The following is a 9,322-nucleotide window of genomic DNA, read 5'->3' as shown; positions in this document are numbered from 1 at the left end:
GTTCGCCGTGTCCCTCCTCAGGCGTCTGCATCCACTGGACTGGCTGGCCGGCGGGCTGCTCGCACTCGGTGCGCTGTGCGTCGCCACGGGCCTGCTGCCCACCGGGCCCGCCTCGGACGTGCTGCAGCGGATCGGCCCGCTGGTGGTGTTCCTGGCCACCGTGATCGTCCTCGCGGAGCTGACCGGCAAGGCGGAGGTCTTCGACGTCGTCGCCACGTGGGTGGCCCGGGCGGGGCGCGGCCGGTACCCCCTCCTGTTCTGTCTCTGCGTGCTGTTCGCGTCCGTCACCACCATCACCCTCAACCTGGACACGACGGCGGTCCTGCTGACCCCGGTGATGCTGGCGCTGGCGACCCGGGTCGGTATCGCGCCCGTACCGCTGGCGATGACCACGGTGTGGCTGGCCAACACGGCCAGCCTGCTGCTTCCGGTGTCGAACCTGACGAACCTGCTGGCCGCGGACCGCATCGCGCTGACCCCGTCGGAGATGGCCGCCACCATGTGGGCTCCGCAGCTGGCCGCGATCGCGGTCACGATGGCCTGCCTGTGGGGCTTCTACTGGCGCCCGGGGCGTCGCACCGAGACCCGCTACACGCCGCCGCCCCTGCCGCGGCCCGCGGACCGGGTCCTGTTCCGGGTGAGCGCGGTGGCGTGTGCCGGGTTCCTGCTGGCGATCCTGCTCGCCGACGTGCCGCTGTGGTCGGCGTCGATGGCGGCCGCGCTGATCGTGGTCGTGGCCTTCTGGTTCCGCAGCCGGGAGACGCTGCGCCTCTCCCTGATCCCCTGGCGGCTCCTCGTCCTCGTCCCGGGCATGTTCCTGGTCGTGGAGACGGTCAACGCCCACGGGTTGCACGACATCCTGGCGGCGGCGATGGGGTCCGACAACGACGTCGTCGGCATGCTGCGGTCGGCGGCGGTCGGTGCGGGCTTCTCGAACGTCCTGAACAACCTCCCGGCCTATCTGGCGGGCGAGGCGGCCATTCCGGTCGCCAATCACGAGCAGCTGCTCGCCCAGCTGATCGGCGTCAACGTGGGACCCGTCATCACGCCGTGGGCCTCGCTGGCCACCCTGCTGTGGTTCGAGCGGTGCCGCTGGCACGGGACCCGGATCGACCTGGGCCGCTTCTTCGGTACGGGCGCCGTGCTGGCGGTGGCGGGCACCCTGGCGGCGACGCTGGCCCTGGCCGCCACGAGCTAGGTGTGTTGTTCGGACAGGTTGGTGGCGCGGCTGGCGGGGGTTTGGCCTGCGATGCCGGTGTGGGGTCGGTGGTAGTTGTACCAGTGCAGCCAGTCGGTGAATGCTTCCATCCGTTCTCGGTCCGAGGTGTAGGGCCGTTGGTAGGCCCATTCCTCGAGCAGGGTGCGGTGGAAGCGTTCGACCTTGCCGTTGGTCTGTGGCCGCCAGGGGCGGGTCCAGCGGGGGCTGATGCCCAGCTCGCGGCAGGTGCTCCGCCAGGTGTTCCTGCTGTAGGACCAGGCGTTGTCGGTAAGGACCCGCTCGACGCGGATGCCCAGGGACGCGAACCACGCGGTGGCCCGGGTGAGAAAGCCTGCGCAGGTCGGGGCGGTCTCGTCGGGCAGGTCCTCGGTGTAGGCGAGGCGGGTGTGGTCGTCGAGGGCGGTGTGGAGGTAGGCGTATCCGGCGCCGTTGCGGCGGTCCTTGTTCGGGCTGCCGGCGGCCCGGCCCAGGACCTTGTGGCCGCCTCCGTCGGGGATCCGGCCCAGCTTCTTGACGTCGATGTGGATCAGCTCGCCGGGGCGGGCGCGTTCGTAACGGCGGACGGGCTCGCCGGTGGCCCGGTCCAGGGCGGCCAGGGGTGGCTGACCGTGCCGGGCGAGGATGCGGTGGGCGGTCGAGGCCGCGATGCCGCAGCGGACGGCGAGCCGCAGTGGGCCGATGCGGTGTTCCCGCCGCAGGCGCAGCACCTCGGCCTCGACCTCGGCAGGTGTCTTTCGGGGCTGGTGGTGGGGGCGGCTGGAGCGGTCACCCATTCCGGCGACGCCGAGCTGTCGGTAGCGGCCGGCCCAGCGGGCCGCGGTGGTGTGGCTGACCTGGAAACGTTCCGCGGCCCGCCGCACGGGCCATCCGTCGTCCACGACACAGCGGGCGAGACGAAGTCGTCCGGTCTCGGTCAGCGGGGCGTTACGGTGGACCACGAGGGCCTCCTCGGCTAGGTGCAGATGTCGCAATCCACACCGAACCCGGAGGCCCTCACCCATTTCAAGCACCCAGCACGTGTGTCACCAACGTCCCGGGACAACACAGCTAGGGCGTGTCCGCGAAGTCCCGCCTGCCCCGCGGTGCCCGGCACCGCACCTCGCCGCGTTGTCGGGGCGCCCGAGTACGTCCAGTACACGGGCGCCCCTCCGCCTTGCGATGCTTCCCCTCGGCCCTGGCGGGCCTGGGGAGACCCCATGGCACCGGACGCCGCGTGGCCCGCCCTTCGGGCGGCCGGCGCTACTTTCCGGACACCCCCTAGTACGCGCGCCGGGCGATGACCCCCACCTCCTCCAGCAGGTGGGCGAGGGTCTCGCCGCGGGCCGCGACGAAGCTGCGCCCGGTGTCGGCCCCGGCGAATCCCGGTCTGAACTGCGCCCCGGACAGCGTGCGCAGCTCCACGCCCGCCTCGGCGGCGAGCAGCGCCCCGGTCGGCAGGTCCACGCCCTCGGCGCGGTAGCCGACGAATGCGTCGATGGTGCCGCGCGCCAGCAGGCTCCAGCCGAGCAGCGGCGCCCACAGCTGCAGGACGCGCCGGCAGCGCAGCTCCAGCACCGCGCGCAGGGCCACCGCCGTCGGGTCGCCCCGTTCCACGGCGTATCCCTGGGTCCAGGCGACGACGGGCCCGGGGCGCGGCAGGGTGCGGGCGGGGCCCGGCAGCTCGCCGGACGGTCCGTGGGCTCCGTACCCCTTGACCGCGTGCCAGGTCTCCCCGGTGACCGGCTCGTGCACCACTCCCATCACCGGGGTGCCCGCCAGGCACAGCCCGATCCCCACCGCGTAGGTGGGCAGCCCGATCACGACGTTGTTGCTGCCGTCCAACGGGTCGACCAGCCAGGTGCGTTCGCCCGCCGCTTCGAGGAGCCCGGCCTCCTCGGACAGGATCCGGTCCCGCGGGAAGTGGCGCTGTATCCGGCTCAGTACGAGTTCCTCGGCGGCGAGGTCGAGATCCATCTGCACGTCCCCGGACGCGCCCTTCGTCCGCACGCACCGCGCCGCGGCGAAGCGCCTGCGCAGCAGGCCGCCCGCCTCCTCCGCCGCGGCGACGGCGACCTGCCTCTCGTGGTCGAAGTCAGGCCCGCTGTTGGGCATCGATCCTCCTGAGGACGGTGTGGACGCTGCGCACGGTCTGCGCGGTGTCGCACAGCCGGCGGGTCGTGCGGCGCGGTCGGCCGTCGAGCGGGCCGAGCGAGAGGTCGAGCTGCCCGGGGATCGACATCCCGTGCACCAGGGTGGCCGCCGGCTGCGCCCCCTCCAGTGCGGTGGCGTGGAACTCGCCCGCCGCCACCGTGTACGTCTCCCCTCCCGCGCTGACGTGGGCGGGTCCGGGCTCGCTCCGCACCAGGAGGGAGGTCGGCCGGATCTCGTCCACGCCGTCGCTCCCGCTGAACACCTCGAAGATCCGGTGGGTGGCGCCCTCCTCGCCGTCCCGCACCACGGTCGTCCGTACGGGCAGATTGGCCACGCGCCCGTACAGCACGCGGCTGCGCAGTTCCCAGCTGTGGGCGTGCATCGGTGACGCGTCCGGATCGGCGCGGTTGCCGATCTCGAAGAGATGCACGCAGATTCCGCGCGGCCCCTCTCTCAGCAAGGGCAGGCAGAGGAATCCGAGCGGATGACGGACGGCATGTAACTCGCGCGCCCCGGAGGCGATTTCCTCCAGGGTGACGAGAGTGCTTTCGAGCTCGCGGTCCATGGGCACGCGCCGGAGCGCATCACCTCCTGTAGGGGTCCTCCGCGTGCAGGGCCTTCTCGATGATCTTGCCGATGTCGCTGTCGGTGAAGACGCGTGGCAGGGGCAGTCGCAGGTCGTCGAAGAGCGTCCGGACCTCGTCGACGGTGGGCTCCTGGCCGAGCGGGGAGGCGACGCGCAGGTCGAGCACGGTCGCCTGCTCTCGGCTCTGGTGCAGCTCGGTCACGTAGTAGTCGTAGAGCGGCTGTCCGCGCTCCACCAGCAGGTTCACCCGGTTCTGGTCGTCCTGGGTGATGATGAGGCAGGTCTCGGACAGGTCGAAGCGCAGGGTCGGCACGGCGGCCGACAGGTGCACGCTGATCTCCAGGGTGGTCAGCTGCCTCTGGTACCAGCATGCGGCGAGGACGGTCGCGTACGACTCGCGGCGGACCCGGTCGGTGGTCCACAGATCGTCCCCGCGACGCTGCGCGCCGAACATCTGCCGGAAGCGGGCGTAGGCGGCGCAGGCCCGCTCGTCGGCCGGATTGACGATGTCGATCTTCACGTTGAGCTGCGAGCGCTGTTCCTTCGCGGCGGCCACGCACAGGGGCAGCGTGACCGCCCGCAGGTAGGTGCCCGTACCGCCCTTGAAGTACCAGAGGTTGGTGTGCTGGCGGGCCTTGCGGAGCGCCTCGCCGACCTCGTTGCCCGAGAGCGAACGCACCATCGCCAGGTCTTCCAGGGCCTGCCGGGTCCCGCTCATCGCCTCCTGGATGCTCGCGGGCCGGCGCACCCGCTCCACGATCGACCCGGTCGCGAGGAGACCGAGGACGACGAGGGTGGCGCCGGAGGAGACGTCGTCACTGATGACGTCGCCGAAGATGTCGAGGAGTCCGACCGCCATCGCGATGCCCAGGGCGACCACGACGTCGGCGTTCCGCAGCACCCAGGCAACGAAGCGTTCCAGCCGCCCTACGTGCGCTGCCATGAACGCACCCCCCTCCCCCACCCCGTGTTCCGATGGTAGGAGATGCGTCGGTGGCGCCACTAGAGCGACTTCACGTCGCGCGGACGCCGTCTAGGCCGTGGTCAGCAGCCGGTCGCGCAGCTGTCGCGCGGTCCGCTCCCGTAGTCCGACCCGGTCGGTGAGGTAGCCGTGCACGGATCCGTACCGGGCCTCCAGGTCCGCGAGCACCAACTCCATGATCACGGCGGGGGCGCGGCCGTAGCTCGGCCACTTCATGACCCGGTCAGGGTGGGCGGCGCGCCAGTCGGCCGCGAGTCGTTCGGTGGCCAGTTCGGTGAGCGCGAAGTCGGCGAGGACGTCAGCCCGTTCCACCCCGAGCAGGGTCAGTACGAAGGCTCCGATCAGCCCGGTCCGGTCCTTGCCCGAGGTGCAGTGGAAGACCGCGGGGCCGGGGGCCTGCGCCAGTTCCTCCAGGACCTGACGGATCTCGTCGGCCCCGTCCTCGGTGACCTCGGCGAACCGGTCCGCGAGGTAGCGCCAGGGGTCGATGTCGGGGTCGATCTCGGCCTGGTCGTAGGGCCGGTGCTCGATGCTCAGGTTGACGTAGCGGAAGCGGTCCGCCTCGGGAACCCGTCCCTTGGCCTCGATCTCCCACGGGTATCGCAGGTCGATCACGGTCCTGATCCCGAGCTTCAGGAACCGCTCCCGGTCGCCGCCCGCCAGCTTGCCGAGCGAGTCGGCCCGGTACAGCGTCCCCCATCGCACGGTCCGCCCGTCGGCGGACCGGTAGCCGCCCAGGTCCCGGAAGTTGTGCAGACGGTCGAACTCGACGTGCCGTTGCATCGGATCTCTCCCCCATGATCGGACTCTCCCACCAGCATGCCTCAGGCGTCGGCGATCATGAGGGCATGTACGACTGGTGGGAAGTGCGGCCGGAGGGTGAGAGGCCGCGGTGGACGGTCGATCCGTGGGTCGGGGTGGGGCCGCTGCGTTTCGGTATGACTCCCGATGAGGTGGTGGACGCGCTGACCGGGGTGACGGTGGAGGAGCCGTCCTGCGTCATGACGTACCGGGTGAAGGGCGCGCCGCCCTCCGCTTCCAGGTGTGAGTTCCGTGACCTGGGTCTTCGGGTGTTCTACGACCGCGAGGCGCGGTTGGAGGGTCTGACGGTGGACGCGCTGCGGGGACCCCTGCTCTTCGCGGAGGGCGTGGGGCTGACGGGGCGCGTGCCCTCGGAGGTGGAACGGTGGCTGGTCGAGCGGCACGCGACCCGCTTCCCCGACGACGAGGACGAGCTCGGTCACCTGGGAGCCGGGATCCCGGGGTCGTGGAGCCTCGGTCTGGTGGTGAACGTCCAGCGGCTGGGCGACCGGTTGGTCACCCGACCGGTGGTCTTCGCCGAACACGTGCTGGACGACGCGCACCACATCCTCCCGCGCGAGGCCTGGGACATCTACTGAGCCCGCGGGCCTCGCGCCCGGGCTCCGGGGCTCCGTTCAGAACGCCAGCCTGAACAACGCGCCCCCGCCCGGGGCGGCCTCCGCGGTCAGCTCGGCGGAGTGCGCCCGCGCGATCTGCCGGGCCATGGCCAGGCCGAGCCCCGACCCGGGCAGGGCGCGGGCCGCCCCGGCCCGGTAGAACCGGTCGAAGACGTGCGGCAGGTCCTCCGGCGCGATCCCCGGACCGTGGTCGCGGACCGTCAGTTCCGGGCCTCGGCCGCCCGGGACGCCCGCCACCAGCTCCACCTCGACGGGCAGCCCGTCCCGACCGAACTTGGCGGCGTTGTCGAGCAGGTTCCCCAGCAGTCGGCTGAGTCGCGCGGGTACCCCGGGCACGACGACGGGTTCGGTCGGCACGTGCACGTGGAAGGGCACGGCCGGCCAGTGGGTCCGCGCCGCCCGCGCGCCATGTTCCACCAGCGCGCCCAGCGCGACCTGTTCCACCAGCGGTCGCGGCTCCTCGTCACGTGCCAGCTCGATCAGGTCGTTGACGAGTCCCGTCACCTCGCGCAACTGCCGCCCCAGCGCGGCCGAGGCGCGCTCGCGCTGATCGGGGGTGAGCCGGTCGGCCCGGGCCAGCAGCTCGGCGTTGGTCCGCAGGGCCGTCAGCGGGGTGCGCAGCTCGTGGGAGGCGTCCGCCACCAGTTGGCGCTGCGCGGCGATGGACTGTTCGAGCTCCCCCAGCATGGTGTTGAAGCTCGTCGCCAGCCGGGTGATCTCGTCCTCCCGTCCCGGTGGGGGCAGTTCGATCCGGTGTCGGGCGTCGCGGGTGGCGGCGATGCGCTCGGCCGTCGCGGTGAGTCGGGCGACCGGGGCCAGGCCGGTCCGCGAGACCCAGTACCCGAGGAAGGCCGCCAGCAGCACCCCGGCCGCCGCCGTGAGCACCAGCCACCGGGCGGCCTCCTCGATGCCGTCCTCGACGGTGTCGGCCCGCAGGGCCACCTGGAGGGCGCGCCCCTTGGCGTAGTCGGTGGTGAGCATCCGGGCGGGGAACCCGGCCACCGTGATGTTCGTGTAGTAGGGGGCCTTACGGCCCGCGGCGACCTCCCTCGCGGCCGGATCCACGGGCAGCTGTCCCGGCGGTTGCGGGTCCTTGGCCGGGTCGGCGGGCACCACCTCGGCGCAGGCGGGAGCGGCCAGGAACCGGCATTCCCCGGCCAGGACGCCCGGTGCGTCCCCCGGGTTGCGCTGGGCGGCGAGCCGCGCGGACTGGGTGAGGCTGAGGTCGAGCTGCTCGTAGAGCGCGGAGCGGACCACCAGGAACGCCGCCGCGCACACCCCGACGGCCACGAGGGCCACGGCGGCGGTGACCGACAGCGCGAGCCGGGTGCGCAGGGGGCCGCGCCTGCGCCAGACCCGGCCGAGCCGCCGGCGGCCGCTCACGCGGCGTCCAGTCGGTAGCCGACCCCGTGGACGGTGTGCACCAGCCGGGGCTCGCCCGCGGCCTCCAATTTCCGGCGCAGGTATCCGACGTAGACGGCGAGGGAATTGGAGTCCGGCCCGAAGTCCCGCCCCCACACCAGTTCGAGGATCAGCTCGCGCGGGAGCACCTGGCCGGGGTGGCGCAGGAACAGCTCCAGCAGGGCCGCTTCGGTCCGGCTGAACTCCAGCGGCCGACTCCCCCGGCGTCCGGTCCGGGTCACCGGGTCGAGGACGAGGTCGGCGAAGCCGAGCGAAGCGGTGGCCCCGGCGGGTCCGGGGGCGGCCCGCCGCAGGAGTGCGCGGACCCGGGCGACCAGCTCGTCCAGGGCGAAGGGTTTGACGAGGTAGTCGTCGGCGCCCGCCTCCAGTCCGTCGACGCGCTCGCTGACGGAGTCGAGCGCGGTCAGGACGAGGACGGGGGTACGGTCGCCCAGCGCCCGCAGCTGCCGGCAGACGGCGAGGCCGTCGAGTACGGGCATCATCACGTCGAGGACGACCGCGTCGGGCTCCCAGTCAGCCACCTGGGAGAGGGCGGCGAGCCCGTCCGGGACGCCCCGGACCTCGTACCCCTCGACCGCGAGCCCGTCCTCGACGGCGGCCCGCACCTCGGGCTCGTCGTCGACGACGAGGATGCGCTGCCTGCCCGTACCGCCCGTAGCGCGTGTGCTGCCTGTGCTGTCCGTGGAGCTCATGGGTCACAGCCTGCCAAAGGCGTCTGAGAGAACCTCTTAGAACGTTCGTGAGGCCGGACAGGAGTCGGCTCCCCGACCGGCTCCCCGACCGGCTCCCCGCGCCCCACCTGTGGCGTTCAGGCTTCGGGGCGCTTCCACACTTCGGGCCCGCCGCCCTCCCAGGTGATCGGCCCGTCCTCGCTCAGGTCCACGTCCTCCAGGCCGGCGCGACGCAGGAACTCGGCGACGTCCCTGGGGGTGTGGGCACGCCCGAGGTCCGCGTCCACGCCGAGCGCATGAACGGTCACCTTCCGGCCGCCCGTCGGGGACACCGGATGCACGACGATCTCCGTCTGGTCGGACACGCCCCCAGCCTGCCGTGCCGGCACCGGTCCAGCACGCCGAGCCGGCCGTCCGGCGGACGGCGCGCGGGGAGCCGTACCGGGACGCAGCCGGTACGGGAGACCGTGGCCGCTGGTGTGGCGGGCGATCCACCCACGGCTCCGGGGCCCGTGTCCTCGCCATCGGCGCTGGTCAGGTACGGGCCACGGGCTCAGACGCCTTCGATGATGCGGTCGCCCGCCACAACGGCCATGACCCGGCGATCGGCGGACGGAGCCGGGGACGGGGACCGCGGATCAGTGGACACCGCGAAACCCCGCTTGAGGTGAATGGCGTTCACCACTGTAGGTGAACGCCATTCACCTCGCTGCGGGTCCGGGCGATGCCGTGCCGGGTGGCTCCCCGATCGGCTCACGGACCGTCGCCGGTACCGGGAAACGGGGGCCTGACTATGCCGTACCGTCCCCAGCGGTTTCACCGAACCAGTCCTCGTTGAGTCCGCTCGGCGGCGTGGCAGAAGGCACTCGTCCA

10 protein-coding genes are annotated in these 9,322 nt (G+C 72.4%); 2 read left to right on the top strand and 8 right to left on the bottom strand.

The annotated features are described in order from the left end of the window. Positions 1 to 7: 7 nt before the first annotated feature. Positions 8 to 1,198, top strand: a complete 1,191-nt coding sequence (locus tag ACWG52_RS32015) for an SLC13 family permease (protein WP_244290971.1) — start codon at positions 8 to 10, stop codon at positions 1,196 to 1,198. On the opposite strand, the gene ACWG52_RS32010 is transcribed toward ACWG52_RS32015, so the two are convergent. From ACWG52_RS32010 to ACWG52_RS31990, 5 genes are all read right to left on the bottom strand, one after another. Then, positions 1,195 to 2,157 carry an IS481 family transposase gene (locus tag ACWG52_RS32010; protein ID WP_453126552.1) on the bottom strand — a complete coding sequence of 321 codons (963 nt, stop codon included), beginning with the start codon at positions 2,155 to 2,157 and terminating at the stop codon, positions 1,195 to 1,197. The genes ACWG52_RS32015 and ACWG52_RS32010 overlap by 4 nt on opposite strands. A 319-nt stretch (positions 2,158 to 2,476) precedes the next feature. Continuing rightward, on the bottom strand, positions 2,477 to 3,310 hold the full coding sequence (locus ACWG52_RS32005; protein ID WP_389807308.1) for an inositol monophosphatase family protein: 834 nt from the start codon (positions 3,308 to 3,310) through the stop codon (positions 2,477 to 2,479). After that, positions 3,291 to 3,914 carry a hypothetical protein gene (locus ACWG52_RS32000; RefSeq protein WP_389807409.1) on the bottom strand — a complete coding sequence of 208 codons (624 nt, stop codon included), beginning with the start codon at positions 3,912 to 3,914 and terminating at the stop codon, positions 3,291 to 3,293. The genes ACWG52_RS32005 and ACWG52_RS32000 overlap by 20 nt, the downstream gene beginning before the upstream one ends. 19 nt (positions 3,915 to 3,933) lie before the next feature. After that, complete coding sequence (locus ACWG52_RS31995) at positions 3,934 to 4,878, bottom strand: hypothetical protein (protein ID WP_386225700.1); 945 nt, start codon at positions 4,876 to 4,878, stop codon at positions 3,934 to 3,936. 90 nt (positions 4,879 to 4,968) lie between these two features. Then, positions 4,969 to 5,700, bottom strand: a complete 732-nt coding sequence (locus ACWG52_RS31990; RefSeq protein WP_389807310.1) for a tyrosine-protein phosphatase — start codon at positions 5,698 to 5,700, stop codon at positions 4,969 to 4,971. 155 nt (positions 5,701 to 5,855) lie between these two features. Between ACWG52_RS31990 and ACWG52_RS31985 the strand changes: the two genes are divergently transcribed. Further along, positions 5,856 to 6,317, top strand: a complete 462-nt coding sequence (locus tag ACWG52_RS31985; RefSeq protein ID WP_390135676.1) for a DUF4283 domain-containing protein — start codon at positions 5,856 to 5,858, stop codon at positions 6,315 to 6,317. 36 nt (positions 6,318 to 6,353) lie between these two features. Here ACWG52_RS31985 and ACWG52_RS31980 read toward each other — a convergent pair whose 3' ends face one another. The 3 genes from ACWG52_RS31980 to ACWG52_RS31970 all read right to left on the bottom strand — a co-directional run bounded on the left by ACWG52_RS31980 (position 6,354) and on the right by ACWG52_RS31970 (position 8,814). Continuing rightward, positions 6,354 to 7,739, bottom strand: coding sequence for a sensor histidine kinase (locus ACWG52_RS31980; protein WP_389807313.1), 1,386 nt, complete (start codon positions 7,737 to 7,739; stop codon positions 6,354 to 6,356). Then, entirely contained in the window at positions 7,736 to 8,470 is a 735-nt protein-coding gene (locus tag ACWG52_RS31975) for a response regulator transcription factor (protein ID WP_389807314.1), read from the bottom strand. Before ACWG52_RS31975 ends, ACWG52_RS31980 begins: the two co-directional genes overlap by 4 nt. Before the next feature lie 116 nt (positions 8,471 to 8,586). After that, positions 8,587 to 8,814 (bottom strand): hypothetical protein, encoded by a 228-nt coding sequence (locus ACWG52_RS31970; RefSeq protein WP_389807316.1) that lies wholly within the window; start codon positions 8,812 to 8,814, stop codon positions 8,587 to 8,589. Between the last annotated feature and the right edge of the window lie 508 nt (positions 8,815 to 9,322).

Source organism: Streptomyces sp. CLCI03 (assembly GCF_053615355.1).
The sequence above is the reverse complement of the archived record's forward strand: the minus strand, read 5'-3'. Positions and strand labels throughout refer to the sequence as shown.